This window comes from Variovorax sp. SG517, from assembly GCF_013376045.1.
Taxonomy (GTDB): domain Bacteria; phylum Pseudomonadota; class Gammaproteobacteria; order Burkholderiales; family Burkholderiaceae_C; genus Variovorax.
Genome location: NZ_JABMJG010000007.1, coordinates 179,198 through 204,233, shown reverse-complemented (window position 1 = coordinate 204,233; position 25,036 = coordinate 179,198). Strand labels below are relative to the sequence as shown.

The 25,036-nt window shown below is 66.0% G+C and carries 23 protein-coding genes; 13 read left to right on the top strand and 10 right to left on the bottom strand.

The features are described 5' to 3' along the window. Nucleotides 1–31 precede the first annotated feature (31 nt). The 3 genes from FHT32_RS22150 (at nucleotide 32) to FHT32_RS22140 (ending at nucleotide 4,757) form a co-directional block, all read left to right on the top strand. On the top strand, nucleotides 32–1,372 hold the full coding sequence (locus FHT32_RS22150) for an MFS transporter (RefSeq protein WP_176666764.1): 1,341 nt from the start codon (nucleotides 32–34) through the stop codon (nucleotides 1,370–1,372). A 657-nt stretch (nucleotides 1,373–2,029) separates the two neighbouring features. After that, entirely contained in the window at nucleotides 2,030–4,270 is a 2,241-nt protein-coding gene (locus FHT32_RS22145; protein WP_176666763.1) for a M1 family metallopeptidase, read from the top strand. A 73-nt stretch (nucleotides 4,271–4,343) separates the two neighbouring features. Further along, nucleotides 4,344–4,757, top strand: coding sequence for a hypothetical protein (locus FHT32_RS22140; protein ID WP_176666762.1), 414 nt, complete (start codon nucleotides 4,344–4,346; stop codon nucleotides 4,755–4,757). A 10-nt stretch (nucleotides 4,758–4,767) separates the two neighbouring features. On the opposite strand, the gene FHT32_RS22135 is transcribed toward FHT32_RS22140, so the two are convergent. The 4 genes from FHT32_RS22135 to FHT32_RS22120 all read right to left on the bottom strand — a co-directional run bounded on the left by FHT32_RS22135 (nucleotide 4,768) and on the right by FHT32_RS22120 (nucleotide 7,728). Beyond that, entirely contained in the window at nucleotides 4,768–5,514 is a 747-nt protein-coding gene (locus FHT32_RS22135; protein WP_176666761.1) for a transporter substrate-binding domain-containing protein, read from the bottom strand. A gap of 117 nt (nucleotides 5,515–5,631) precedes the next feature. After that, nucleotides 5,632–6,486 (bottom strand): substrate-binding domain-containing protein, encoded by an 855-nt coding sequence (locus tag FHT32_RS22130; RefSeq protein ID WP_176666760.1) that lies wholly within the window; start codon nucleotides 6,484–6,486, stop codon nucleotides 5,632–5,634. Nucleotides 6,487–6,585: 99 nt separating this feature from the next. Continuing rightward, complete coding sequence (locus FHT32_RS22125) at nucleotides 6,586–6,789, bottom strand: hypothetical protein (RefSeq protein ID WP_176666759.1); 204 nt, start codon at nucleotides 6,787–6,789, stop codon at nucleotides 6,586–6,588. Nucleotides 6,790–6,828: 39 nt separating this feature from the next. Then, on the bottom strand, nucleotides 6,829–7,728 hold the full coding sequence (locus FHT32_RS22120) for an SPFH domain-containing protein (RefSeq protein ID WP_176666758.1): 900 nt from the start codon (nucleotides 7,726–7,728) through the stop codon (nucleotides 6,829–6,831). 172 nt (nucleotides 7,729–7,900) lie between these two features. Here FHT32_RS22120 and FHT32_RS35090 point away from each other — a divergent pair, with 172 nt between their 5' ends. Next, complete coding sequence (locus tag FHT32_RS35090) at nucleotides 7,901–8,026, top strand: hypothetical protein (protein ID WP_256099119.1); 126 nt, start codon at nucleotides 7,901–7,903, stop codon at nucleotides 8,024–8,026. A gap of 13 nt (nucleotides 8,027–8,039) precedes the next feature. Here FHT32_RS35090 and FHT32_RS22115 read toward each other — a convergent pair whose 3' ends face one another. The 3 genes from FHT32_RS22115 to FHT32_RS22105 form a co-directional block, all read right to left on the bottom strand. Then, entirely contained in the window at nucleotides 8,040–8,810 is a 771-nt protein-coding gene (locus tag FHT32_RS22115; protein ID WP_176666757.1) for a TIGR04325 family methyltransferase, read from the bottom strand. A 90-nt stretch (nucleotides 8,811–8,900) separates the two neighbouring features. Next, nucleotides 8,901–9,797, bottom strand: a complete 897-nt coding sequence (locus tag FHT32_RS22110; protein WP_176666756.1) for a response regulator transcription factor — start codon at nucleotides 9,795–9,797, stop codon at nucleotides 8,901–8,903. Next, a complete protein-coding gene (locus FHT32_RS22105) occupies nucleotides 9,775–13,176 on the bottom strand; it encodes an ATP-binding protein (RefSeq protein WP_256099118.1) in 3,402 nt (1,133 codons plus the stop codon). The genes FHT32_RS22110 and FHT32_RS22105 overlap by 23 nt, the downstream gene beginning before the upstream one ends. Before the next feature lie 252 nt (nucleotides 13,177–13,428). Here FHT32_RS22105 and urtA point away from each other — a divergent pair, with 252 nt between their 5' ends. The 8 genes from urtA to FHT32_RS22065 all read left to right on the top strand — a co-directional run bounded on the left by urtA (nucleotide 13,429) and on the right by FHT32_RS22065 (nucleotide 20,816). Continuing rightward, nucleotides 13,429–14,694, top strand: a complete 1,266-nt coding sequence (gene urtA / locus FHT32_RS22100; RefSeq protein WP_176666754.1) for an urea ABC transporter substrate-binding protein — start codon at nucleotides 13,429–13,431, stop codon at nucleotides 14,692–14,694. Nucleotides 14,695–14,771: 77 nt separating this feature from the next. Beyond that, the gene (gene urtB, locus FHT32_RS22095) at nucleotides 14,772–15,686 is read left to right on the top strand and encodes an urea ABC transporter permease subunit UrtB (RefSeq protein WP_176666753.1); all 915 of its coding nucleotides are present in this window, start codon (nucleotides 14,772–14,774) and stop codon (nucleotides 15,684–15,686) included. Nucleotides 15,687–15,714: 28 nt separating this feature from the next. Further along, the gene (gene urtC, locus FHT32_RS22090; RefSeq protein ID WP_176666752.1) at nucleotides 15,715–16,917 is read left to right on the top strand and encodes an urea ABC transporter permease subunit UrtC; all 1,203 of its coding nucleotides are present in this window, start codon (nucleotides 15,715–15,717) and stop codon (nucleotides 16,915–16,917) included. A 19-nt stretch (nucleotides 16,918–16,936) separates the two neighbouring features. Beyond that, nucleotides 16,937–17,680 (top strand): urea ABC transporter ATP-binding protein UrtD, encoded by a 744-nt coding sequence (gene urtD / locus FHT32_RS22085; RefSeq protein WP_176666751.1) that lies wholly within the window; start codon nucleotides 16,937–16,939, stop codon nucleotides 17,678–17,680. A gap of 308 nt (nucleotides 17,681–17,988) precedes the next feature. Then, the gene (urtE, locus tag FHT32_RS22080) at nucleotides 17,989–18,678 is read left to right on the top strand and encodes an urea ABC transporter ATP-binding subunit UrtE (protein WP_093075114.1); all 690 of its coding nucleotides are present in this window, start codon (nucleotides 17,989–17,991) and stop codon (nucleotides 18,676–18,678) included. Nucleotides 18,679–18,717: 39 nt separating this feature from the next. Further along, nucleotides 18,718–19,950 (top strand): formamidase, encoded by a 1,233-nt coding sequence (gene fmdA, locus FHT32_RS22075; protein ID WP_176666750.1) that lies wholly within the window; start codon nucleotides 18,718–18,720, stop codon nucleotides 19,948–19,950. A gap of 14 nt (nucleotides 19,951–19,964) precedes the next feature. Then, complete coding sequence (locus FHT32_RS22070; protein ID WP_132751317.1) at nucleotides 19,965–20,306, top strand: zinc ribbon domain-containing protein; 342 nt, start codon at nucleotides 19,965–19,967, stop codon at nucleotides 20,304–20,306. A 159-nt stretch (nucleotides 20,307–20,465) separates the two neighbouring features. Then, nucleotides 20,466–20,816: an alpha/beta hydrolase gene (locus FHT32_RS22065; protein WP_176666749.1), complete on the top strand. Its 351-nt coding sequence runs from the start codon at nucleotides 20,466–20,468 to the stop codon at nucleotides 20,814–20,816. 175 nt (nucleotides 20,817–20,991) lie between these two features. On the opposite strand, the gene FHT32_RS34820 is transcribed toward FHT32_RS22065, so the two are convergent. From FHT32_RS34820 to FHT32_RS22050, 3 genes are all read right to left on the bottom strand, one after another. After that, entirely contained in the window at nucleotides 20,992–21,693 is a 702-nt protein-coding gene (locus FHT32_RS34820) for a hypothetical protein (protein WP_218088364.1), read from the bottom strand. A gap of 58 nt (nucleotides 21,694–21,751) precedes the next feature. After that, nucleotides 21,752–22,957 carry an MFS transporter gene (locus FHT32_RS22055; RefSeq protein WP_176666748.1) on the bottom strand — a complete coding sequence of 402 codons (1,206 nt, stop codon included), beginning with the start codon at nucleotides 22,955–22,957 and terminating at the stop codon, nucleotides 21,752–21,754. Between the two features lie 62 nt (nucleotides 22,958–23,019). Then, nucleotides 23,020–23,523, bottom strand: coding sequence for a MarR family winged helix-turn-helix transcriptional regulator (locus FHT32_RS22050; protein ID WP_176666747.1), 504 nt, complete (start codon nucleotides 23,521–23,523; stop codon nucleotides 23,020–23,022). A gap of 214 nt (nucleotides 23,524–23,737) precedes the next feature. Here FHT32_RS22050 and FHT32_RS22045 point away from each other — a divergent pair, with 214 nt between their 5' ends. Then, nucleotides 23,738–25,033, top strand: coding sequence for an aspartate carbamoyltransferase (locus tag FHT32_RS22045; protein ID WP_176666746.1), 1,296 nt, complete (start codon nucleotides 23,738–23,740; stop codon nucleotides 25,031–25,033). Nucleotides 25,034–25,036 lie beyond the last annotated feature (3 nt).

Here is a 25,036-nt window from a genome sequence, read left to right as displayed (position 1 = left end):
CGCCAACACCCCCATACCGGCAGGACAGGTCATGCAGAACAGCAACAGCGACAACAACAGCAGTAGCAGCAAGAGCTTTCGTTGGTACGGCGTCATCACGCTGTTCGTGATCGTCGCGATCTCCTACGTGGACCGCATCAACATCGCCGTGCTCATCACGGACGCGGCGTTCCTGAACCATGTGGGCCTCGCGGCGACCGACCGCGTGAGCCAGGGCTTCCTGGCGACGGCCTTCATGCTGGGCTACGGCGTGTCGGCCTTCGTGCTCACGCCGTTCTGCTCGGCGCTCTTCGGCGTGCGGCGCAGCCTGGTCTACGGGCTGATCCTCTGGGGCGTGGTGACGTGGGCCTCGCCGATGTTCCACAGCTACGGCCTGCTGCTGGCCTCCCGCGTGCTGCTGGGCGTGTCGGAAGGGCCGCTCTTCTCGCTGGCGTCCGCGTACATCAAGGCGCACTTCCGCAGCGACGAGAACGGCAAGCCCAATGCCTTCGTCAACATGGGCACGGGCCTGGGGCTGGCCATCGGCTATCCGCTCGTCGGCTGGCTGCTCACGCAGTTCGCGTGGGACAGCTCCTTCCACGTGCTCGGCGTCATGAACATCGTGCTGGGCATTCCCCTGGTGCTGGCCTTCGTGCGCATGCCGCCGGGGCACGCCGACGGCGTGAAGCCATCTTCCTTCGGCGAGGCGATGTCGCGCGTGGGCGGCATCGTGAAGGGCGCGCTGCAGACGCGGCACCTGTTCCTCATCACGCTGCTGACCTCCGCCGCGCTGGCTTACCTCTGGGGCAGCAGCAATTGGCTGCCGACCTACCTGCGCGAGGCGCGCGGCTTCTCGATGCGCGAGATGGGCTGGCTGGCCTCGCTGTCGCAGTACGCCACCGTGCTCGCGGTGTTCGTGGGCGGCGTGCTCATCGACAAGGTGGGCCGCGAGCGCGTGCCCTTCATCTTCATGGGCGCGAGCGTGGGCGTGGCGCTGTCGGTGCTGATGGCCATCAACGCGCGCGACCCCTACGCGGCCGCATGCTGCCTGGTGGCGGCCAACTTCTTCTGGGGCCTGCAGAGCCCGGCCATTCCGAGCACGGTGCAGTACTGCTCGCGCGCTGAGCACACGGCCAGTGCATTCGGCGTGACCAACGGCGTGGGCAGCCTGGTGGCGGGCTTCATGCCCGCGCTGATGGGCGGCGTGATCGGTGCGATGTCGCATGGGGCCGGTGCCGGCCCTGCGGCAGCGGCTTCGTCGGCCTCGGGCTTCTTCGCGGGCTTCGCGCTGCTGATCGGCACGCAGGTCGTCGTGTTCGTCTGCGGCTTCATGCTGTGGCTGCGCGACCGCTCGCGCAGTGCGCACACAGTCTCTGGTTCACAGCTTTCATAGGCTTTTCGAAGGCTTGTACCTTCGTACTGTCGTGGTCGGGTCACAGTGCGGTGGCCCGATTTCCGTCATCTGCGTGAGCAGGTGTTTCGGCGGCTGAACCATCTTCGTATTGCATGGCATGCATCGCGTGCCATGACGCCATTCGGCCTATCGCGCGCGAACATTTTGAGAAGGAAAAGTTCCGCGATTCGTTGAGCACGCAGCGCCCATCAGCTACAACTGTGTGACATCAATGGACGAGGGAATGCGCGTGAAATCAACGACAAGAGCCGCAGCAAGTCTTGCCATCGCCAACACGGTTCGCACCGTTCCCGCTTCGCGGGAGCATGCTGCGCCGACGATGCGCATGCACTGACGAAGGCCTTCGCGCTACAAGCCCCGCCTCCGCATCCCATCACCCCGCGATTGCCGGGAATGGAACCTCTTACGCCTCGCATCCTGGGACCGCCGCTTCGTGCGCGGTGTGTCCCTGCATGACTGTGTGGTCCTGACGAACGAATGAGTTCGCCGGGAGGGCCTTGTGTTGCCCGTTTCTTCCCGATTCCCCCGTTGTTCATCTCACTCATCACCGCGCGCGTCTTGTGCATCGCCGGCTATCCGCCGGCGGCTGCGAAGCCGGCGCATGTTTCTTCTTACCAAGAGTACTCAGAGGCGATCATGAAAAGATTCAATACACCCGTGGTCAATCATCTTGCCATCACCGCAGTGACCCTTGCCGTTCTCACGGCTTGTGGCGGCGGCGGAGACAGTGGTGGTTCTTCGTTGGGCGGTGGAGGCGTTGGCCTCAACGCACCTTCGGACCAGGTCGTTTCCGCTCCCGTGTCCGATCCCTCCGCCAAGGCGCCGGACGATGGAGTACCCAACTCGGCGAACAATGCGGTCGCCGCCGTCGACCGCTCTGCAAAGCCGATGGAGCTGCCCGACACCGTCTGGCCCAGCAACTACAAGCTGTGGTTCCGACCCGATGCCGCGCTCAAGACCTTCGTGGGCCGCGGCGATGTGGAGATCGAAGTGCTCAAGCCGGTCGATGCCATCGTCGTCGCCGCACACAACCTGAATTTCGCGAAGGGCCGCACCACGCTGCGCAAGGTGTCGAATCCCTCGGAGGCGATCCCGCTGATTCCCACGCCGCAGACGCTGGGCGACTTCGTGCAGCTGCGCCTGAACGACGGCCAGATCGCCAAGGGCAAGTACCTGCTGCACATGGAGTGGGACGGCAAGATCCAGTTCTCCGATGCCGAGTACTGCCCGCCCGCCGAGGTGGCGCGCAACCCGTTCTGCTCGGCCGCCACCGGCATCTTCAAGGTGGGCCTCTCCACGCCTGAAGGCGTGAGCAGCGATGCCATCGTGACGCAGGGCGAAACCAACTACGCGCGGCAGTGGTTCCCGGGATGGGACGAGCCGGCCTTCCGCCATACCTTCGAAATTTCCGCCGAGGTGCCGGGCGACTGGAAGACGGTGTCCAACGGCGCGCAGACCGAAGCGACCAAACTGCCCGACGGCTACCAGCGCGTGGCCTTCGAGAAGACGCCCTCCATGCCGATGTACCTGACCTTCTTCGGCGGCGGCAAGTTCGACATCCTGGCCGACAAGTTCAAGAACCCGCTGGACGGCAGCGAGATGCCGCTGCGCTGGTTCACGCCGCCGGGCCGCTCCGACTGGGCGAAGTTCGCGATGGAGTGGACCAAGGTGTCGATGGACTATTACTACAACTACACGGGCATTCCGCTGCCGTTCAAGAAGTTCGACACCGTCGCGGCCAACGACAGCTACGACAACAAGCCCAACACCGGTTTCGGCGGCATGGAGAACTGGGGCTCGATCTTCGAGTTCGCGGACTCGGTGCTCACCAAGCCGGGCGACACGCCCACGCTGTACTCGGTGACGGTGGTGACGCACGAGGTGGCGCACCAGTGGTTCGGTGACCTGGTCACGCTCGACTGGTGGGACAACGTGTGGCTCAACGAGTCGTTCGCGCGCTGGTTCGAAAGGCGCACCACGATCAAGTTCCACCCCGAGTACTACAGCTTCTCCGACTACGTGCTCGACAAGCACAACGTGATCGTCGCCGACCTGAAGAACACGGCCGTGCCGGTGCAGCGCAACCTCAACGACGCGGGCTCGTTCGGCTTCATCAGCCCGTCGATCTTCGTCTACAACAAGGGCAGCCACGTGCTGGAGACCATCCAGAACTACATCGGCGAGGAGGCGATGCAGAAGGGCCTGCGCATCTACCTGAAGGACTACGCCTTCGGCAACGTCACGCCTTCGCGCCTGTGGAGCTCGCTGGAGAAGGCGAGCAACGGCAAGAAGGTGAGCGAGATCGGCGACAGCCTGATCCGCCAGACCGGCATTCCGCTGCTCACGGTGGACGCGCAGTGCGCGGGCAACAGCACCTACGTGAACATCACGCAGGAGGCCTTCCCCAACCAGAACCTGTACCCGGCATCGACGTGGACCATTCCCGTGACGCTGGCCTACGGCGACTCGATGGAGCAGCGCAAGACCTTCGTGATGTCGGGCAACAGCACGCAAGTGGAGCTGCCCGGTTGCACCGCGGTGCTGGCCGGGCCGACCGGGCAGGACTACTACGTGAGCAACTACAGCGCCCAGTCCTGGAGCGCGCTGCTGGCCAAGGCGCAGAATTTCGCGGGCAACAAGCCGCTCTTGCTGAACATCGAGCGCGATGCGTTCCGGCTGCTGGGCGTGGGCCGCATCACGCAGGCGCAGTACGACCAGATCAAGGGCGTGCTGAACCTGCCGGCGCCGCTGCTCGCGAAGACGCAGGTGAGCGAGCAGAAGATGGTGGCGGTGGCCACCGGCGAGGAGAAGGAGTCGTACCCGCACGCGCTGCGCTTCCAGGGCAGCCTGAAGCTGCGCGACAACGAGAAGCGCTGAGCGGCATCGCCTGAACCGGCGCGCGCCGCCTTCGGGAAAAAGGCGGCGCGCGCCACTTCGACAAAGGATCACCATGAACACAGCACTGAAATGGCTGGCCGCAGGCGCGTCGGCATTGCTGCTCGCCGCCTGCGGCGCGAACAGCGGCGGCGCACCCGAGGCCGAACTGGTCGGCACCTACGCCGTGAAGCAGAACGGCGCGCTCAAGGAGCTCATCAAGATCGAGAAGCAGGGCGACGCCTACGTGATGCGCGACAAGGTTCGCACGGCCGAATGGAGCGAGCCGAAGATGACACTGAAGCCCGTGACGCGCGAGCACTGGAGCCGCATCACCACCGACAAGGAGAACACCGCCTTCGTCGGCGTGGCGAGCGAGCAGCTCGGCATCTTCAAGGTGCCGGCGGGTTGGCAGAAGAACGGCTTCCAGACCTCGACCGGCTACTTCCTGTTCTATTCGCGCGGGCCGGTGGAGGCTTACAAGCTCTGAGCCTGAAGGCTCAGGCCGCGGGCGCCACGCTCGCGCCCTCGATGCGGTGGCGCTTCAGTGCATCGGCCACGAAGCCGCTGGCCTTCATCTCCTCGACGAAGGCCGCGAGCAGCGCCTGCGCCTCGGCGCCGCGGCTCGCGGGCGTGCCCATGGCCTGCTGGATCACCATGAAGCGCCCCGGCAGCACGCGCAAGCCGGGTGCGCGCTGCGCCTCGCCTTCCAGCAACTGGCGGATGCCGGCCGCCACCTCGACCTCGCCTGAGCGCAATGCAGCCAGTGCGGGCCCCGCGCCCTGGAGGCGCACGATCTCGGCTGCCTTGATCTCGCGCGTGAGGAACAGGTCGTAGGCGCTGCCGGAGCCCACCGAGATGCGGTTGCCCTTGGCATCGACCTGTGCGTTGTCGGTGAGGGCAGAGGCTTCGGGCACGAGGTAGCTGCCTTCGATCAGCACGTAGGGCGCGGTGAAGCGCAGCCCCTCGCTGCGCGCCGGGTCGATGGCGAAGAAGCCGATGTCGGCCTTCTCGTTCTTCACCGCGTCCACCGATGCGGCGGCCTTCTCGAACACCACCAGCTCGATGCCCACGCCCAGGCGCCGCGCGAACTCGCGGGCCAGGTCGATGGACACGCCGACGGGCTCGCCGGTGGCGGCGTCCTTGTTGGCCAGGATCGGGTTGCCCAGGTTGATCGAGGCGCGCAGCGTGCCGCCGGGCGCGAAGGCGGAAACGAGGGCGGGCGTGATCGTCGGCTGCTGTGTCATGGCGTTCGGCATCGATGGATGGAGATGGCCGCCAGTTTACGGGGCGCCCCTCGGGACCAGGCCGGTGTCGCGATCCCGAGCCAACCCGTCAGCCCGGGCGGCTCTGACGTTGCGCCCTCAGCGCGCCGTCAGTGGCTCCAGCCCGGTCTTGGCGATCGTGGGCGCTGCAGCGGGCGAGTTGAGGTAGCGGATGAGCTGTCGCGCCGCGTCAGGCTGCTTCGAGGCGGTGGCGATGCCGGCGGAGAACACCGTCACGCGCTGCACCTCGGCAGGCAGCGGGCCGATGTAGTCGATGCCGGCGATGGGCAGCAACTCGCTGACCTGCTGCAGGCCCAGCGCCGCGTCGCCGCGCGCCACCACCGTGCCGACGCGCTCGCTCAGGATGCGCTTGCTCTTGGGCTTGACCTGGTCCTCGATGCCCAGCTTCTTGAGCAGCTCTGTCTCGTAGTAGGTGCCGCTCGCGCTGGCCGAGTAGGCGATCGACGGCGCGGCGATCAGCGTGCGCTTGAGCGCGTCGACGGTGCTGATGTCGGGTTTGGGCGCGCCCTTGCGCACCGCGAAGCCGATGGCGGAGCGCACCAGGTCGACCTGGCTGCCCGGCACCACCTTGCCCTCGGCCACCAGCGCGTCGAGCGCGGGGCGCGCGAGGATCACCACGTCGGCGGGCTCGTTGCGGGCGAGGCGGCTGGGAATGGAGTCTTCGGCATTGCCCATCGAGGCGCCGTAGGCTGTCTTCACGCTGCGGCCGCTGCTGCGCTCGAACTCGGGGCGCAGGTCGTTGTAGGCGGCAGTGAAGCCGCCGGAGGTCATGACGTGGATGTCGGCGCCGCCCGCGGGCTTGTTGCTGCTGCTCGTGCCGAGGCTGCCGCAGCCTGCGAGCGCGAGGGCCGCGACCAGCGGAAGCGCGGCGCGGCGGGTGAGGGTGCCGATGGAAGAGGGGAAGGAAGAGCGGGTCTCGAAGGGCTTCGTCACGATGTCTCCAGGAGGAAGAAGGTTGCGGCGCGGTTGCCGTTTGCCGCTGTCATCGTAGAAGCCGGGGCTGTCATTCGGCCTTCAGCGAAGTCGGGGTTATCACTGAGACGCCGGTGGCTCGTCGGGCGTGCTCTTGCCTGCATCCGCGGCCGGCAGCCGCCCGCGCCGGGCCAGCCCCTCGCGCAGCAGGAACTCGACCTGCGCGTTCGCACTGCGAAGCTCCTGCGCGGCAAGGCGCTCGATCTCGGCCCACAGGGCCGGATCGATGCGCAGGGGATAGGCTTTCTTGCCGGGGCTGGCCATCGGGTGGGTACGGATCGGAGGGCGGGTACGGTTCGCGCCTCAGGTGTAGAGCGTACCGGTGTTCACCACGGGCTGCGTCTCGCGGTCGGAGCACAGCACCACCAGCAGGTTCGACACCATCGAGGCCTTGCGCTCGTCGTCGAGCACGACGAGGTTGCGCTCCGACAGGCCCTTGAGCGCCGCCTCGACCATGCCGACCGCACCCGACACGATCTGGTGCCGCGCGCTCACGATGGCCACCGCCTGCTGGCGGCGCAGCATCACCTGTGCGATCTCGGGGGCGTACGCCAGGTGCGTGAGCTTGGCGTCGAGCACCTCGACGCCCGCGCTGGCGAAGCGGCGGTTCAGGTCGTCCCGGAGGGCATCGGCCACGGTGTCGAGGCCGGCGCGCAGCGTGGTTTCGTCGCTGGGCAGGTCGTCGCCGCTGTCGTAGGCGTAGAGGGTGGCGAGATGGCGGATGGCGGCCTCGGACTGGATGGCGACGAACTTGTTGTAGTCGTCGATCTCGAAGACGGCCTGCGCCGTGTCGTAGACCCGCCAGATCACCGCCGCGCCGATCTCCACCGGGTTGCCGCGCTTGTCGTTCACCTTCAGCGGCGGCGTGTTGAGGTTGCGCGCGCGCAGCGAGATCTTCTGGCCGCTTTGCAGCGGGTTGGTCCAGCGCAGGCCCTCGGAGCGGTCGGTGCCCTGGTACTGGCCGAAGAGCGTGAGGATGATGCCCTCGTTGGGCTGCAGCATATAGAGGCCAGGGATCAGCACGAGGCCGACCACGATCAGCAGGATGCTCATGGGCAGCGGCATTAGGCGCTGCACCATCGCCCAGACGCCGATGGCGATCAGCAGCAGCGCCACGGCGGACACGCCGTAGCCGTTGATCGACCGGTAAGGGCGCTCCTTGCGGACCGGTCGCGAGTTGATGTTGGGGGTCTTCTCTTGCATCGCTGCCTCCGTTGAAAGTGATATCACTCTAATATCTTTTTGAGGCCAGTCAAGAGGTTTTCGATGTCCTGGCGAATGCGCCGGATTTCCGCCGCTGGGTGCAGGCGCCAAGGTAGAGACGGCGCGGCACGCGGTGTGGGGACCTCGCCGGCCGCCCGCCCAGCAGCGCGCGATGCAGGCGCAAGACCGTGCGCGCCGCATGCAGGCGGCGAGCGATGCGCTGTCGAAGCTCTACGACTCGATGACGCCAGGGCAGCGCCATACGGCCGACCGGAACCTGCCGGCCGTCGTTCCCTGATCCACCGGATCGGTCAGTCGATCAGGTCGAAGCAGCAGCCCGCGTAGTAGGGCTTGTCGCCGCCTTCGACGAAAGGCACCTCGATGGGCTTGCCCTCGTTGCGCCACACGTCGCGCTTTCGGTAGCCCGAGCGCGAGAGATCGGCCAGCAGCTCGTCGTGGTGCTGGATGCGGTAGGGGCACACCGCGATGCCGATGCTGTTGAGCGTGTAGATCGTGCGCTCGGGGTGCACGGCGGTGGTGTTCATCACGATGCGCCGGGGCTTCACCGCAAGTTCGGAAAGGATCGTGTCCATGCGCACCGGCAGGTACTGCAGGCTGCCGGACACGTACAGCACGTCGCAGCCGCTCGCGTCGCGGTAGTCCGTGGTGAAGCTCAACTGCTCGGTCGCCTCGCGCTTCACGGCCATCGCGCGGCCGCTCTCGACCACGCCGGGCACGTCGCACACGGTCCACCGCAGTGTGGAGGGATAGCTCAGCACGCGGCGGAAGGCGTAGTACTTGATGCCGACGTGCCCGCCCAGGTCGAACACGCGCGTCATGCCCGCGTCGATCGAGCGGCCCAGCCAGAAGAGGCCGGGGTAGTCGTAGAAGTAGATCTGCGGGCTGTAGAGCTCGCCCGCGTCGGCGTTGGCATAGCCCACGGCCTTGCTGGAAGGCGCTCCGGCCTCGGCCGCGGCGAAGCTCTCGAACGAGCCCATGAAGAGGTTCTCGTCGGTGTTGTTCAGGAACTTGCGCTTGTAGGCACTTTCGCGCGGCGGAAACTGCAGAAGGCTGGACAGCATTTCTTTCTCCGGTGGCCGGCCCATTCTGGGCGCAACCGGCGCTTTCGGGCGCTATAGCCCAGTGCCGTTGGGGCAGTTACCCCAAGCGGGTTACATACCGCTGGCCAGCGCCGCCGCCGCTGCCCGCGTCTCCACGCCCAGCTTCTCGAAGATGTGCTCCAGGTGCTTGTTCACCGTGCGCGGGCTGGTGCCCAGGATCTCGCCGATGTCGCGGTTCGTCTTGCCCTTGGCGAGCCATGAGAGCACCTCGGTCTCGCGCGGCGTGAGGGCCGCGTCGGCCAGCCGGGCGGCTGGGCCGTCGCGCTGGATGGCGAAGAGCAGCATCGTCTCCCCCAGCGCAGCCGCGCCCAGGTTGCGCACCGACAACCGCATGCCCGTGGCCGTTCCGACGGCAATGGCCGCGCCCGGCACCAGCGCCGCTTCGAGCGAGGCCGGCAGCAGGCCCGGCGCCACCGGCTCTTCCAGCGCATGCAGCCACAGCGCGGCCTGCGGCGAGCGCCACGCGATGCGCCCGCGCGTGTCGACGAAGACCACGCCCATGCCCGCCACGTCCACCGCGTCGCGGGCCATGCGTGTGATGCGCGCGTTGCGCGCGTGCGTGTGCAGCCGCGCGAGCACCTCCTGCGCGCGGATGGGCTTCACCACGTAGTCGACGCCGCCGCACTCGAAGCCCTCGACCACGTGCGTGGTTTCCGAGAGCCCTGTCATGAAGAGCACCGGAATGTGTGCCCACGCGGGATTGGCCTTGATGCGCCTGCAGGTCTCGAAGCCGGAGAGCCCGGGCATCAGGCCGTCGAGCAGGATCGCGTCGGGCACCACCAGTTCGAGCCGCTGCAGCGCGGCCTCGCCGTCGGCCGCGACCAGCACGGTGTAGCCGCTGGCCTCGAGCGTGTCGCACAGCATGCCCAGGCTGCTGGGGGCGTCGTCCACCACCAGCACCACGGGGCGCTCGGCCGAAGGCGAATCAGGGAGCGAGGGTGTCTGCATCTTCTGACAGTGCGTTGCGGAGTTTGTCGAGTTCGAAGCGCGTGACCATGCCGCGCAGCCAGGTGCAGGTCGAGGCCGCCGCGGGCGATGCGGCCACCAGCCGGTCGAGCGTGGTGTGCAGGCCGCGCACGTGGCCCATCTGCGCCAGGCGCATGAGTTCGGCGCGTTCGTCTTCGGAAAGGGCGAGCTGGCGCGGGCGCGGCTGCGCTTCCGGCTCGTCGGTCGCGGCTGGGCCCATGGCGTCCCCGGCCGTGAGCCATTCGAGGCCCAGGTGCCGCTCCAGCGTGGCGATGAGCTCCGACTCGATCACCGGCTTGCCCACGAAGGCCTGGCAGCCCGCCGCGCGCAGCCGCTCGGCCTGGTTCTCGAACATGTTGGCCGAGACGATGATGATCGGGATCTCGCCGAAGCCCGAGGCGCGCACCGAGGCGGCGGTCTGCCAGCCGTCCATGTCGTCCATCGTCAGGTCGAGCAGGATGGCCGATGGCAGCTCCTCGCGCAGGCTGTCGAGGCACTCGGTGCCGCTCGCGGCCTCGCGTACCTCGAAGCCCAGCGGCGCGAGCATGCCCGCGAGCATCTGGCGCTGAACCGGCTGGTCGTCCACCACCAGCAGCGTGCGGCGCGCGCCGATGTAGCCCGACACGGGCTGCCGCAGCGCGCCCGCCTTGCCGGCCTGCGGGCCCGGGTCGGCCACCTCGCGCAGGTACACGCGCACGCTGAAGGTGCTGCCCTGCGAGGAGGTCGATGCAAGCTTGAGCTCGCCGCCCATCAGCGAGGTGAGCAGGCCGGTGATGGTCAGGCCCAGCCCCGTGCCCGGCTCGCCGCGCCGGCGGCCGGCCGCGCCGCGCTCGAAGGGCAGGAAGATGCGCTGGTGGTCCTGCGGCGCCACGCCGATGCCGGTGTCGGCCACGTCGAAGCGCAGCACCTCGCGGCGCGCGTCCACGTGCAGCGTGACGGTGCCGCTGTCGGTGAAGCGCACCGCGTTCGTCAGCAGGTTGATGAGGATCTGCCGCAGCCACTTCGCATCCGCATGCACCCATGGCGGCAGCCGGCCCGCGTGCGTGTAGACGAAGGCCAGGCCCTTGTTCTCGGCCTGCGGGCGCACCATGTGCACGAGCTGGTCGAGAAAGGCCGGCAGCGCCAGCGGCGCGGGCTCCAACTGCAGCCGGCCGGCCTCGATGCGCGCGAGGTCGAGCAGGCCGTCGATCAGGCCCAGCATGTGCTCGCCGCTGCGGTGGATGGTCTGCACCGCCTCGCGCGGCGGCTTCACCGAGTCGCCCTTCAGCAGGATCTGCGAGTAGCCGAGGATGCTGTTGAGCGGCGTGCGCAGCTCGTGCGTCATGCCGGCCACATAGCGGGTCTTGGCCTGGTTGGCGGCCTCGGCGGCCTCCTTGGCGGTCTGCAGCGCGGCGTCGGTGCGGCGGTGCGCCTCGATCTCCAGCGCCAGCAGGTTGTTGTGGCGGTTCGATTCCTCCTGCGCCATCTGCCGGCTCTCGCTGCCCAACACCACCCACCAGGCGGCCACCGCGGCCACCACGGAAAGCAGCGCGAACACCTTCAGGAAGGCCGTGGCCATGACCGGGTCGCTGGTGCCCGCCAGCGCCTCCTGCGCGTACACCACGCCCACCACGGTGGCCAGCAGCGCGACGAGCGACGTGGCCACCAGCAGGTAGTGCGCCACGCGGAAGTTCAGGCGTGCCGACAGGGCAGGCGGCAGCAGCGCCTGCAGCCAGCCGCTCATCTGCTCGGCCGCGCGCGAATCGGTCTTGCAGCGGTCGTGGCAGCGCGACTCGAGCGTGCAGCACAGCGAGCAGATCGGCGCGCTGTAGGCCGGGCAGTGCGCCATGTCCTCCGACTCGAAGCTGTTGTCGCACACCGAGCACTTCACGCCCTGGCCCGGCGTCCAGCGCTCGATGTCGTTGCGCGCGAGGTAGTAGCGCCCGCGCGTGCGCCAGGCCAGCAGCGGCGACAGCGCCATGGCGGTGGCCAGCGCGATGAAGGGCGAGAAGGCCTTCGCCCATTGCCCCAGCGTGCCGGAGTAGGCCAGCATGGCCAGCGCCGCCGCCACCAGCATCGACACCAGCCCCACCGGGTTGATGTCGTACAGGTGCGCGCGCTTGAACTCGATGGTGCGCGGGCTCCAGCCCAGCGGCTTGTTGATGACCAGGTCGGCCACCAGCGCACCCACCCAGGCGATGGCGATGTTGCTGTAGAAGCCCAGCACGTGCTCCAGCGCGGCGAACACGCCCAGCGCCATCAGCAGGATCGCGATGGCCACGTTGAACACCAGCCACACCACGCGCCCTGGGTGGCTGTGCGTGAGCCGCGCGAAGAAGTTCGACCATGCCAGCGAGCCCGCATAGGCGTTCGTCAGGTTGATCTTCATCTGCGACACCAGCACGAACAGCACCGTGATGCCCAGCACCCAGGCCGGATCGCGCAGCACGTAGGAGAAGCCCGTGAGGTACATCTGCGTGGGCTCGACCGCGTGGTTGGCCGGTATCTCGTGCTGCAGCGCGAGGAAGGCGAGGAATGCGCCGCCCATCATCTTCAGCATGCCCGGAACGATCCAGCCCGGCCCGGCGACCAGCACCGCCGTCCACCAGCGCACGCGGTTGGCAGCGGTTTTCTCGGGCAGGAAGCGCAGGTAGTCGACCTGCTCGCCGATCTGCACCACCAGCGAGAAGGCGACTGTGGCGGCGGCGCCGAACATCAGCGGGTCGAAGCCGCTGCTGTCGGAGGTGCGGCCCACGAGGCCGGTGAAGTCTGCATAGAGCTCGGGCTTCTTCACCAGCACCGCGACGAAGGGGCAGATGAACAGCACGATCCAGATCGGCTGCGTCCACAGCTGCAGCCCCGAAATGAGCGTGATGCCCCGCGCCACCAGCGGGATGATGACGATCGACGACACCATGTACAGCAGCCACAGCGGCCAGTCGAGGTACATCTGCAGCGCCAGCGCGAGGATGGCCGCCTCCAGCGCGAAGAAGATGAAGGTGAAGCTCGCGTAGATCAGCGAGGTGAGCGTGGAGCCCAGGTAGCCGAAGCCCGCGCCGCGCGTGAGCAGGTCCATGTCCACACCGTGGCGCGCCGCGTAGTACGAGATCGGCAGGCCCGTGAGGAAGGTGATGAGCCCGACCACCAGGATGGCCCACAGTGCGTTCGAGAAGCCGTAGCTCAGTGCGATGGCCCCGCCGATGGCCTCCAGCGCCAGGAACGACGTGGCCCCGAAGGCCGCGTTGGCGACGCGGAACTCCGACCACTTGCGGAAGCTGCGCGGCGTGTAGCGCAGCGCGTAGTCCTCCAGCGTCTCGTTCGCGACCCAGGCGTTGTAGTCGCGGCGGATGCGGAAGATCTTCTGTCCGGAGACGGATTGCATGAGGGGTTCTCGCGGCGGCGGTGGCATGGCGCGGGTACAGCAAGAAGCGCTCCCTGCGTGCTTGCGCCGCGCTTGCACTGGTTTCTGGCTCGCGAGTCTGCAGGCACGGCGTGCTCTGGCCGCTACGTTGAATGACGTATTCGCGCATACGCCACTGATTTCTAAAGTTCCAGCCATGGTGCTCGGGGCACCGTCCGATGCACTGCGATGGTGCGCGGCCTTCCTTTCCAACAACCTGCCTGGAGTTTCCTGATGTCGCGTGATTCCGATCTTTCCCTCGATGCCATGGCATTGCGCCGCCGCCGCCTGCTGCAGGGCGCCGCCGCGCTGCCCGTGATGGGCCTCAGCGGCCTGAGCTTCGGCCAGGGCCAGTTCCCCACGGCCAAGGTCAACACGACGAAGCTCGCCGTGACCGACACCGAGGTGACCGTGGGCCAGCTGCATTCGTCCACCGGCACCATGGCCATCTCGGAGACCGGCTCCATCCAGGCCGAGCAGCTCGCCATCGACCAGATCAACGCCATGGGCGGCATCCTGGGCCGCAAGATCAAGGTCATCAAGGAAGACGGCGCCTCCGACTGGCCCACCTTCGCCGAGAAGTCGAAGAAGCTGCTGGTCAACGACAAGGTCGCGGCCGTGTTCGGCTGCTGGACCAGCGCCTCGCGCAAGGCGGTGCTGCCGGTGTTCGAGAAGGAGAACGGCCTGCTGTACTACCCGACCTTCTACGAAGGCCTGGAGCAGAGCAAGAACGTGATCTACACCGGCCAGGAGGCCACGCAGCAGATCATCTGGGGCCTGGACTGGGGCGCGAAGGAGAAGAAGGCCAAGACCTTCTTCCTGGTGGGCTCCGACTACATCTGGCCGCGCACCTCGATGAAGATCGCGCGCAAGCACATCGAGAACTTCCAGAAGGGCTCGGTCAAGGGCGAGGAGTACTACCCGCTGGGCCACACCAACTTCAACTCGCTGATCAACAAGATCAAGGTGGCCAAGCCCGACTGCATCTTCGCGGCGGTGGTGGGCGGCTCGAACGTGGCCTTCTACAAGCAGCTGAAGGCCGCGGGCATCACCGGCGACAAGCAGTTCCTGCTGACGCTGGCCGTCACCGAGGACGAGATGACCGGCGTGGGCGGCGAGAACTTCGCGGGCTTCTACTCGTCGATGAAGTACTTCCAGACGCTGGACAACGCGAACAACAAGAAGTTCGTGGAAGCCTTCAAGGCCAAGTACGGCAAGGACGCCGTCATCGGCGACGTGACCCAGGCCGGCTATCTCGGTCCCTGGCTGTGGAAGGCGGCGGTGGAGAAGGCCGGCAGCTTCGACGTCGACAAGGTCGTGGCCGGCTCGCCGGGTATCGAGCTGAAGACCGCGCCCGAAGGCTACGTGAAGCTCGACGCCAACCACCATCTGTGGAGCAAGGCGCGCATCGGGCAGGGGCAGGCGGACGGCACCTTCAAGGTGGTGGCGGAGTCGGCCGAGCTGATCAAGCCGGATCCGTTCCCGAAGGGCTACCAGTAAGCAGGCCGCCGGCCCTCACCCCAACCCTCTCCCGCAAGCGGGAGAGGGGGTAACTCCAACTTTCCGGACTTCCCGCCATGACTCTGTCGGACATGCTGAACATCGGCCTCATGCAGGGCTTCGCGGGGCTGAGCCTCTTCGCGGTGCTGCTGCTGATGGGCCTGGGCCTGGCGATCATCTTCGGCCAGATGGGCGTGATCAACATGGCGCATGGCGAGTTCATGACCATCGGCGCCTACTCGATCTACCTGGCCGCGCGCGTCACCGAGAGCCTCGCGCCCGAGTTCATGCCGTACTACTTCCCGATCGCCATCGCGCTGGCTTTCGTCTTCGCCTTCATCGTCGGCTGGATCGTGGAGTGGGTGCTGATACGCCACCTCTACAAACGCCCGCTCGACACGCTGCTGGCCACCTGGGGCGTGAGCCTGGGGCTGCAGCAGATCTTCCGCACCTTCATCGGCCCGAAGGAGGTGAGCCCGACGCTGCCCGAATGGCTCATGGGCTCGTGGACGCCGCACGAGGGGTTGGACATTCCGATCAACGGCATGTTCGTGCTGGCGCTCACCGCGCTGGTCACGGGCGGCGTGCTGATTGCGCTGCACAAGAGCCGCTGGGGGCTGAGGGTGCGCGCCACCGTCGCCAACCGCACCATGGCCAACGCCACCGGCATCGACACCAAGAAGACCGACCGCCTCACCTTCGCCATCGGCTGCGGCATTGCAGGCGTGGCGGGCGCGGCCTTCACCACCATCGGCTCCACCGGGCCGACCTCGGGCTCGCTCTACATCGTCGACGCCTTCCTGGTCGTCACCTTCGGCGGCGCGGCCAGCCTGTTCGGCACGGTGGTCTCGGCCTTCGGTATTGCGCAGACGCAGTCGGTCTCGGAGTTCTTCATGACCGGCTCGATGGCCAAGGTGCTGACGCTGTCGCTGATCGTCTTCATCCTGATGCTGCGCCCCCAGGGCCTGTTCGCCGTCAAGGTGCGTCGCTGAATCCGATTCCTTCCTGGAGAACGTTCCGATGAATTTCATCAAGGCCTCGATCCAGCGCTACCAGCTCGGAAGCCTCCTGCTGCTGGTGCTGCTGCTCGCGGTGGTGCTGCCGCTGTCGCTCGACATCTTCCGCCTCAACCTCGTGGGCAAGTACCTCACCTACGCCTTCGTGGCCGTGGGCCTCGTCATGGTGTGGGGCTACGGCGGCGTGCTGAGCCTGGGGCAGGGGGTGTTCTTCGGCATCGGCGGCTACGCGATGGCGATGTTCCTCAAGCTCGAGGCTTCCGACCCCGTGTCGACCAAGATCCAGACCACGCCCGGCATTCCGGACTTCATGGACTGGAACCAGATCACCGAACTGCCCACGCTGTGGCTGCCGTTCAAGAGCCTGCCGGTGAGCTTGGCGCTCGTGGTGCTCGCACCGATGGCGCTGGCCTGGCTCGTGAGCTTCGCGATGTTCAAGCGCCGCGTGGGCGGGGTGTACTTCGCGATCATCACGCAGGCGGTGGCGCTGATCTGCACCGTGCTCATCATCGGCCAGCAGGGCTACACGGGCGGCGTGAACGGCATGACCGACCTCAAGACCCTGCTGGGCTGGGACACGCGCACCGACAGCGCCAAGTACATCCTCTACTACGTCTGCGTGGGCCTGCTGGTGGGCAGCATCGTGCTGTGCCGCTGGATCCAGACCAGCAAGCTCGGCACGCTGCTGCTGGCGATGCGCGACAAGGAAGATCGCGTGCGTTTCTCCGGCTACGACGTGTCGAACTTCAAGGTCTTCATCTTCTGCCTGGCCGCGGGGCTCTCGGGCATCGGCGGCGCCATGTTCGCGCTGCAGGTGGGCTTCATGTCGCCGAGCTTCGTGGGCATCGTGCCCTCCATCGAGATGGTGATCTTCTGCGCCGTGGGCGGCCGCATGAGCCTGGTGGGCGCGGTGTACGGCGCGCTGCTGGTGAATGCGGGCAAGACGCTGTTCTCGGAGAGCTTCCCGGACCTGTGGCTGTTCCTGATGGCGGGCCTGTTCATCGGCGTGACCATGGCCTTCCCGATGGGGCTTGCCGGCGTGTGGGAAGAAAAGATCCGCCCGTGGTGGAAGTCGCGTCGCCAGGCGCTGCGCGACGCGGCGGCGAAGCCGCCGGTTGCCCCCGCCGCGTCCGCCCCTGCAGCAGCACCAATTGCAGCAGAGACCGAGCCTGCGCTGCCCGAAGGCATCGGCAGCCAGCGCGCCTGAACACACGCGGAGCCACCTCATGAGCAACACAGACTTCGCGCTCGCCGTGGAAGACCTCACCGTCTCCTTCGACGGCTTCAAGGCCATCGACGATTTGACGCTGTACATCGACCGCAATGAGCTGCGCGTGATCATCGGCCCCAACGGCGCGGGCAAGACCACGCTGCTCGACCTGATCTGCGGCAAGACGCGCGCCAGCGCCGGCAGCATCAAGTTCAGGAACACCGAACTCACGAAGATGGCCGAGCACAAGCGCGTGCGCCTGGGCATCGGCCGCAAGTTCCAGACGCCCTCGATCTACGAGAACCTTTCCGTCTTCCAGAACCTGGAGGTTTCGTTCCCGAAAGGCCGCTCGGTGTTCGGCGCGCTGGCCTTCAAGTGCGACGACGAGGTCAAGTCCAGGGTGCAGTCGGTCGCCGAGGAGATCGGCCTGGCCGACCGCCTCGACACCGAGGCCGGCCTGCTGAGCCACGGCCAGAAGCAGTGGCTGGAAATCGGCATGTTGCTGATGCAGGAGCCCGAGCTCCTGATGCTCGACGAGCCCATCGCCGGCATGAGTGCGCGCGAACGCGAGCTCACGGCCGAACTGCTCAAGCGCATCTGCCAGAACCGTGCGGTGATCGTCATCGAGCACGACATGGCCTTCGTGAAGCAGATCGCGCACAAGGTCACGGTGATGCACCAGGGAAAGATCCTCGCCGAAGGGCCGATGGAGAAGGTGCAGGCCGATCCCAAGGTCATCGACGTTTATCTGGGGCACTAGATGGCTTGCCGTTTTTCAGGGCGAGCTCACGCCGACGGGGTACCTTGCTCCGCGAATGTCCCCCGGCCTTCGGCCTCCTCCTTTATTTCGCTGCGCAAGGCACCCCATCGGCGTGAGCGTTGGACGGGGCAGTCATTGATCAGTCGTGCACCAGCGGCGTGTCCTCTTGCACAGGGCGTCGGGTGCTCCCCGCAGCGAAATAAAGGAGGAGGGCAAAGCCCGGGGGACATTCGCGGAGGGGAGTACCCGATGGCCTGTGCAAGCACCCCGAACACAACCCAAGAGAGTCCAACGAGATGAGCAACATCATGCTGAAGGTCGAAGACCTGCACGTAGCCTACGGCCAGAGCGAGGCCCTGCACGGCATCTCCTTCGAGGGCCATGCCAACGAAACCATCGCCATCATGGGCCGCAACGGCATGGGCAAGACCACGCTGTTCAAGAGCCTCATGGGCGTGCTGCCGCTGAAGAGCGGGCGCATCGAGGTGGCAGGCCAGGACGTGTCGCGCGACGAGAGCTTCCGCCGTGTCGCCAAGGGCATCGCTTACGTACCGCAGGGCCGGATGATCTTTCCGACGCTGACGGTGGAAGAGAACATCCAGACGGGCCTGGAGAACTCTAAGACCCGCCGCATCCCCGAAGAAATCTATGCGCTGTTCCCCGTGCTGTGGGACATGAAGAGCCGCAAGGGCGGCAACCTCTCGGGCGGCCAGCAACAGCAGCTCGCCATTGCGCGAGCCCTCGTCACCGACCCCAAGGTACTGCTGCTCGACGAGCCCACCGAGGGTATCCAGCCTTCGATCATCAAGGACATCGCCAAGGCGCTCAACGAGATCCGCAAGCTGCGCGGCATCACCATCGTCGTGTCAGAGCAGGTGCTGAGCTTCGCGATGGACGTGGCCGACCGGCTCTTCGTGATCGAGGGCGGGCGCCTCGTGCACGAGACGGCGCGCGACAAGACCGACGTGGACCACATCAAGGCCTATCTCTCCGTTTGATTCTTCCGTTCAACACAACCCAACCAGGAGCCACTGCAAATGACGGACACGCTGATCAAGGTCGACCTGACCAAGCCGCCCACCGAGAACGAGATGATCCACAACCGCTGGCATCCGGACATCCCGATGGCCTGCTGGGTCAACCCGGGCGACGACTTCATCCTGGAGACCTTCGACTGGACCGGCGGCTTCATCAAGAACAACGACAGCGCGGACGACGTGCGCGACATCGACCTGAGCACGGTGCACTACCTCTCCGGCCCCGTGGGCGTGAAGGGCGCCGAGCCCGGCGACCTGCTGGTGGTCGACCTGCTGGACATCGGCGCCAAGCAGGACAGCCTCTGGGGCTTCAACGGCTTCTTCTCGAAGAAGAACGGCGGCGGCTTCCTCACTGACCATTTCCCCGAGGCGCAGAAATCGATCTGGGACTTCAAGGGCATGTTCACCAGCTCGCGGCACGTGCCGGGCGTGAACTTCGCGGGCCTGATCCACCCCGGCCTCATCGGCTGCCTGCCCGACAAACCCATGCTCGACATGTGGAACGAGCGCGAGAAGGCGCTCATCGCCACCGACCCTGAGCGCGTGCCTGGCCTGGCCAATCCGCCCTTCGCCGGCACCGCCCACATGGGCAAGATGACCGGCGAGGCGAGGGCGAAGGCCGCTGCGGAAGGCGCACGCACCGTGCCGCCGCGCGAGCACGGCGGCAACTGCGACATCAAGGACCTGTCGCGCGGCTCGAAGGTGTTCTTCCCGGTGTACGTCGACGGCGCGGGCCTGAGCGTGGGCGACCTGCACTTCAGCCAGGGCGACGGCGAGATCACCTTCTGCGGCGCCATCGAGATGGCCGGCTGGGTGCACATGAAGGTCACGCTCATCAAGGGCGGCATGGCCAAGTACGGCATCAAGAACCCGATCTTCAAGCCCAGCCCCATCACGCCGCAGTACAACGACTACCTGATCTTCGAAGGCATTTCGGTCGACGAGAGCGGCAAGCAGCACTACCTCGACGTGAACGTGGCCTACCGCCAGGCCTGCCTGAACGCGATCGAGTACCTGAAGAAGTTCGGCTACTCGGGCGCGCAGGCCTATTCGATCCTGGGCACGGCTCCGGTGCAGGGCCACATCAGCGGCGTGGTCGACGTGCCGAACTCGTGCGCCACGCTGTGGCTGCCCACGGGCATCTTCGACTTCGACATCAACCCGAATGCATCGGGCCCTGTGAAGTTCATCGACGGCAGCGTGAGCATGCCGCTGTCGCCCGACCTGCGTTGAGGAAAGGCCCGCCCATGCCCACCTACGACTACGCCTGCGGGCATTGCGGCGGCTTCGAGGCGCTGCGGCCTTCGGGCCTGCGCGACGAGCCGGCCGCATGCCCCGACTGCGGCAGCGCATCGCCGCGCGTGCTGTCTGCCGCGCCGCGTCTTGCGCTGATGGCCTCGGGCACGCGCCGCGCCATCGAGACCAACGAGCGCGCGCGGCACGAGCCAGTGAGTTCTCGCGACTACGCGCGGCTGCGGCATCCGGCGGGCTGCGGGTGCTGCGGCTCGGGCAAGCGCGGGGCGACGGTGACCGCGCCCAACGGCGCGAAGGCTGCCCCGTCGAGGCGCCCCTGGATGATCAGCCACTGAGGCTGCCTGCTGGGGCTGCCCCCATTGGCGGGCATCTTTTCAAGGCCCTGATTGTTTCAATCCCGTGAACGCCGCGGTTCGTTTTGCGAGCGTTTTTCGAGGTCATTCAGGATCAAACTTCTCCTCACCAACCAACCGTTTGCCCTGAAGGAGATTGAAATGAATGCCTCGAAGATCCTCGCCGCTGCTGCCCTCTCGCTCCTGGCTGCTGCCGGCGCTCAAGCAGAAACCTATGACGGCGTGCACGTCGTGAATTCCTCGGTGAGCCGCGCAGAAGTCGCCCCGCAAGCCGCTGCCGCCGCTCGCGCCGGCAACGAATACAGCGAAGCCTCCGCCGCCGGCGCACAGACCTTCACGTCGACCGCCAACCGCGCCACCGTCCAGGCCGAAGCCGTCGCCAAGGCCCATGACCCGCTCGCCAGCCTCGACCGCCGCGCGTTCTACCGCGACGAAGTGCCGGCCGCGTACAAGAAGCCCAGCGTGTCGTTCACGCGCCAGGCTGGCCTGTAAGGAACCGGACGCGACACGTTTGGGTGTTGCAGAAAAGGACGGGCCTTCCGCTGTCTGTGTAAACAGGCTGCATTGAGCGCTTGAAATATGCCCTTCAGGCTTTGTCTGAAGGGCATATTTCTATGAATGCCCCAGTCGATGGGGTTTCGCATGGGCTTGTCTCGCGCTGCTTCGCTCACGGCTGCTTGACCGTCTTTGCCGACTGCTCCTTGATCCAGTTGTCGTGTAGCCATTTCTCCGTCTTCCGATGTCCGGGGAAGGTAACCCACACTACGTCCCGCTCGAAGACCATCGGACGTTCGTCGCGACCCACAATGACCCAGAACCAGCGGCCATCGGCAAGATTGACCGCTTTGACCTTCATGCCCGTCACCTTCACGGTGTCACTGCGGTCATTGCGCTGAACGCGTAGGGCTTCGTCGTGCGGCTCGATCCAACTGATTTGCATGTGCGACAGCAACTCCGGTGCGTGGTTTTGCAAAAAGGCCCGTGCAATGGCTTCGGTTCGTTCCCGCGACGGCAGCGGCCCGTCAGCCAGGTCCGCTGATATGTTGACGAAACCCTTGAGCGTTCCGTCTGCTGCAACCACTGTGCTGAAGTGCTCCCCTTGCAGGCCGGCGTTACGGCCATCCTTGCGTTCGTAGCGTGTCAACCTCGCTGATTCCCCGTCTACGACTACGCTACGGTGCCCGGCTAGTTGATGGGAGGCGGGAATCAATGCGGACAACAAGGCTGCATTCTGCGGGAGCATGGACGTTCCTTTCTGGAAAGCGGCTGAGGGTGTGGGCGAATGCTGGGTTTGTGCATTGGCGATCAATGCCCCTGCGACGCACGCAGCAAGAATCAGTGTCGTGGCTGATTGACGAGTACTTTTCATGCGGAATCTCTCGTTGAGGTGGTTGAGAACTCCAATAGGAGTACGGCGCCGTTGCCCGTTACGTAGCCCTCATGGAGGGTGTACTGGCGTTGCGGCCGGTGAAGACGTACAGAGCCGCCACGGTGAGCAGTACCGCCAACAGCGACAACGTGCGTGCCAAAGGCCAGTGCGAGATGCTTTGCGCGAGCCATGGGCCAAGGCTTGCACCTACAAACAGCACGAAGGTGTAAAGCGCTACCGCTAGGCCGCGCAGGGGTGGATCAGCCAGCCCGGCCACACGCGCAATCAGGCTGGGCACGCTGATGCCGACGCCAGCGACAAACAGCACACTCGCCGCTAGCAGGCCATGCAAATGTGTAGAGCCGGCCCAAGCGCACAGGGCCAGCCCCGCCGCGGCCATGCCTAGGCCGGCGATGACCATGCGCTGTGCGCCGACGCGAGGTATTACCGCGGCGATAGCCAGTGGCGCGAGGAAGGCTGGCAGCGCCACTGCTCGCAATAGCAAGGGGGTGATGCCTTGGTTGAGCAGCGCGGCGCCGGCATGAGCATCCAGTGTCAGGTAGAACGTCACGAAGCACATGAGCAGCAGTGAGGCCGGACCATAGACACGCCGCAAGCTCGCATCGGCTAGCAGGCGACCCACCGGGCGGTAAGCGGCCAGCAAGGACGGGTGGCTGGGGGCTTGGCCTGCATCAGCGTCCGTCAGGAGCAAGGCTCCTGCAGTGCAGGCATACACCAGCGCCAGCGGCAGCATGGCGGCGCCAAAACCCCAGCGGCCCGCCACTGTGCCGCCATAGATCTGCCCCAGCAGGCCAGCGGACAAAAAAGCTGTGCTGATCCAGGCCACGCCCCAGGTACGCTGGCGCGGCGTACCGCGCTCGGCTAAGTATGCGATGACGACCGGGGGGAAGGCAGCTGCGGCAAAGCCTTGCAGTGCGCGCCCGGCAACCAGCAGAGATGCGGAGTCTGACCAGCCGATCACTGCGGAAACCAGGGCTAGTGCAAAAAGTCCCCACGCCATCACATGGCGTCGACCAAGGCGGTCCGACAGTGGGCCGAACACGATGAAGCCCACGGCATAGGCGAAGCCGAACGCGCTCATTACCGCTGCCGCCATTCCGGGCGTCATGTGAAGCGTCTGGGCCAGTTGCCTCAGGATGGGCAAGGGGACATAGAGTTGGGACACCACGGCCAGCGCACACAGGGTCAACATCAGCCGCAATCCGGTCGAAGGCTCGTGGCGAGTAAATTTATTTTGGTTCATAGCTGAAATGAAGCTAACTACATATAGATTAGGAAAAAGGCCATGCACCGAAGATGGCCTGTTTACTTGGATGCGAGGCCCGCGGCGTGGAGCTTGTGCATGAGTTGGTTGAGCATCTGGCGTTCCTCAGCATCAAAGTGACGCATTAGATTTGCTACCCAAGCGTAGTGCGCGGGTAGGGCCTGATCCAGCAACTTATCGCCCGGTGGCGAAAGGCGGATCAGCCAAGCCCGGCGGTCTTGCGGATCGGGGGCCCGCTGGCACAGTCCCGCGCCCTCCATGCGGTCGATGATGCGAGTCATCGTTTGGGAGGTTACGGCCACTCCTTGCGCCAGAGCCCCCACGCTCAAGCCGCTGGGATTGCGTTTGAGTAGCAGCAGAACGAAGAACTGCGACTGCGACAGGCCGCCGTGCCGGGCCAGATTGCCTTCAAATTCGGAGAGCATCTCATTGGTGGCGGAGGCCCAGACCAGCCATGTGTACAGGCCGCCCACGTCCGGGTTGCCATAGGCCTCCCCGAAGGCGGAAAGCGTTTCGTAACTGGGCAGGTCCTTGAGTTCAAACATTAGATTGATCCTTAGCTGAAATGTAGCCGGCTGTATAAATATCGGCAAGGATTAAAAGATTGGATAGCAAGCCTGTGGGCACTGTCGAATTAACGAGCAGCAAGGTTCATTGTTCCCATTGCGAAGCGGCACCGCTCGCCGGTTGGAATGGCTAGGGCTCGTTATTGTCGCGCTTGCTTTGAAAATATACGCATTGAGTATATATTCGAGGCCCATGAACACGCCCCAACAGGTGCTCCTACGCGACGCAATGCGTCAACTCAACATGACGCGCGACGCCTTCGCCGAGCGCATCGGCAGCCGAAGAAGGGCACTCGACGCCTGGCTGCTGCCCGACGAGTCCAATGAATTCAGGGCCATGCCCGAGGTCGCGCGGCGCTTCGTGAGTGAGATCCTCGCGTCCGACGGTCGGCGTGATGAATATACGCAAAGCGCACATGGCGGTGCGTTGCGCCAGTCGATGGCGGTCGGGGGCTCGCATCACCTGCTGTCGGTCAGCCAGTTCAACCGCGACGCCATCGACGAGCTGTTCCAGCTGGCCGACGTGATGCAGCCCATCGCGCGCCGCCGCAAGGTGAGCCGCGTGCTCGAGGGGGCGGTGCTCGCCAACCTGTTCTTCGAGGCCAGCACGCGCACCCGCGTGAGCTTCGGTGCCGCGTTCTGCCGGCTGGGCGGCTCGGTGTGCGACACCACCGGCTTCACTTTTTCGTCGATGGCCAAGGGCGAGTCGATCTACGACACCAGCCGCGTGATCAGCGGCTACGTCGACGCCATCGTCGTGCGGCACCCCGAGCAGGGCTCGGTGGCGGAATTCGCGCGCGCCACCAACGTGCCCGTCATCAACGGCGGCGATGGCCCGGGCGAGCACCCGAGCCAGGCGCTGCTCGACCTCTACACCATCCAGCGCGAGTTCTCGCGGCTGGGCAAGCTGGTCGACGGCGCGCACATCGCGATGGTCGGCGACCTGAAGTACGGCCGCACCGTGCATTCGCTCATCAAGCTGCTGGCGCTGTACAAGGGCCTGAAGTTCACGCTGATCTCTCCGCCTTCGCTGGCCATGCCGCCGGAGATCGTCGATGCGGTCAGCCGCAACGGCCACGTGGTCGAGACGGCTGCCACGCCCGCGCAGGGCCTGGCCGGCGCCGACATCATCTACGCCACGCGCATCCAGAAGGAGCGCTTCGCGCACGACGAAGTGCTGGAAGGCTTCGACAACGCCTTCGAGATCAACCGCGCGCTCGTCGAATCGGCCTGCAAGCCAGACGTGGTGGTGATGCACCCGCTGCCGCGCGACAGCCGCTCCGGCTCGCACGACCTGAGCGTCGACCTGAACAACGATCCCCGCCTGGCCATCTTCCGCCAGACCGACAACGGCATCCCGGTGCGCATGGCCATCTTCGCCACGCTGCTGGGCGTGGACAAGCTGGTGAGCCGCTCGATGCGCGACGCTGCCTGGACGCCGCCTTCGCACATCGGGCCGGACGACAGCATCTTCCACGGGCTCGACTGACGC

What these genes read in the sequence shown, in the direction of transcription:
- FHT32_RS22150 (WP_176666764.1), top strand. Translation starts at nt 32, where the DNA reads ATGCAGAACAGCAACAGCGACAACAACAGCAGTAGCAGCAAGAGCTTT.
- FHT32_RS22145 (WP_176666763.1), top strand. Translation starts at nt 2,030, where the DNA reads ATGAAAAGATTCAATACACCCGTGGTCAATCATCTTGCCATCACCGCA.
- FHT32_RS22140 (WP_176666762.1), top strand. Translation starts at nt 4,344, where the DNA reads ATGAACACAGCACTGAAATGGCTGGCCGCAGGCGCGTCGGCATTGCTG.
- FHT32_RS22135 (WP_176666761.1), bottom strand. Translation starts at nt 5,514, where the DNA reads ATGACACAGCAGCCGACGATCACGCCCGCCCTCGTTTCCGCCTTCGCG.
- FHT32_RS22125 (WP_176666759.1), bottom strand. Translation starts at nt 6,789, where the DNA reads ATGGCCAGCCCCGGCAAGAAAGCCTATCCCCTGCGCATCGATCCGGCC.
- FHT32_RS22120 (WP_176666758.1), bottom strand. Translation starts at nt 7,728, where the DNA reads ATGCAAGAGAAGACCCCCAACATCAACTCGCGACCGGTCCGCAAGGAG.
- FHT32_RS35090 (WP_256099119.1), top strand. Translation starts at nt 7,901, where the DNA reads ATGCAGGCGCAAGACCGTGCGCGCCGCATGCAGGCGGCGAGCGATGCG.
- FHT32_RS22115 (WP_176666757.1), bottom strand. Translation starts at nt 8,810, where the DNA reads ATGCTGTCCAGCCTTCTGCAGTTTCCGCCGCGCGAAAGTGCCTACAAG.
- FHT32_RS22110 (WP_176666756.1), bottom strand. Translation starts at nt 9,797, where the DNA reads ATGCAGACACCCTCGCTCCCTGATTCGCCTTCGGCCGAGCGCCCCGTG.
- FHT32_RS22105 (WP_256099118.1), bottom strand. Translation starts at nt 13,176, where the DNA reads ATGCAATCCGTCTCCGGACAGAAGATCTTCCGCATCCGCCGCGACTAC.
- urtA (WP_176666754.1), top strand. Translation starts at nt 13,429, where the DNA reads ATGTCGCGTGATTCCGATCTTTCCCTCGATGCCATGGCATTGCGCCGC.
- urtB (WP_176666753.1), top strand. Translation starts at nt 14,772, where the DNA reads ATGACTCTGTCGGACATGCTGAACATCGGCCTCATGCAGGGCTTCGCG.
- urtC (WP_176666752.1), top strand. Translation starts at nt 15,715, where the DNA reads ATGAATTTCATCAAGGCCTCGATCCAGCGCTACCAGCTCGGAAGCCTC.
- urtD (WP_176666751.1), top strand. Translation starts at nt 16,937, where the DNA reads ATGAGCAACACAGACTTCGCGCTCGCCGTGGAAGACCTCACCGTCTCC.
- urtE (WP_093075114.1), top strand. Translation starts at nt 17,989, where the DNA reads ATGCTGAAGGTCGAAGACCTGCACGTAGCCTACGGCCAGAGCGAGGCC.
- fmdA (WP_176666750.1), top strand. Translation starts at nt 18,718, where the DNA reads ATGACGGACACGCTGATCAAGGTCGACCTGACCAAGCCGCCCACCGAG.
- FHT32_RS22070 (WP_132751317.1), top strand. Translation starts at nt 19,965, where the DNA reads ATGCCCACCTACGACTACGCCTGCGGGCATTGCGGCGGCTTCGAGGCG.
- FHT32_RS22065 (WP_176666749.1), top strand. Translation starts at nt 20,466, where the DNA reads ATGAATGCCTCGAAGATCCTCGCCGCTGCTGCCCTCTCGCTCCTGGCT.
- FHT32_RS34820 (WP_218088364.1), bottom strand. Translation starts at nt 21,693, where the DNA reads ATGAAAAGTACTCGTCAATCAGCCACGACACTGATTCTTGCTGCGTGC.
- FHT32_RS22055 (WP_176666748.1), bottom strand. Translation starts at nt 22,957, where the DNA reads ATGAACCAAAATAAATTTACTCGCCACGAGCCTTCGACCGGATTGCGG.
- FHT32_RS22050 (WP_176666747.1), bottom strand. Translation starts at nt 23,523, where the DNA reads ATGTTTGAACTCAAGGACCTGCCCAGTTACGAAACGCTTTCCGCCTTC.
- FHT32_RS22045 (WP_176666746.1), top strand. Translation starts at nt 23,738, where the DNA reads ATGAACACGCCCCAACAGGTGCTCCTACGCGACGCAATGCGTCAACTC.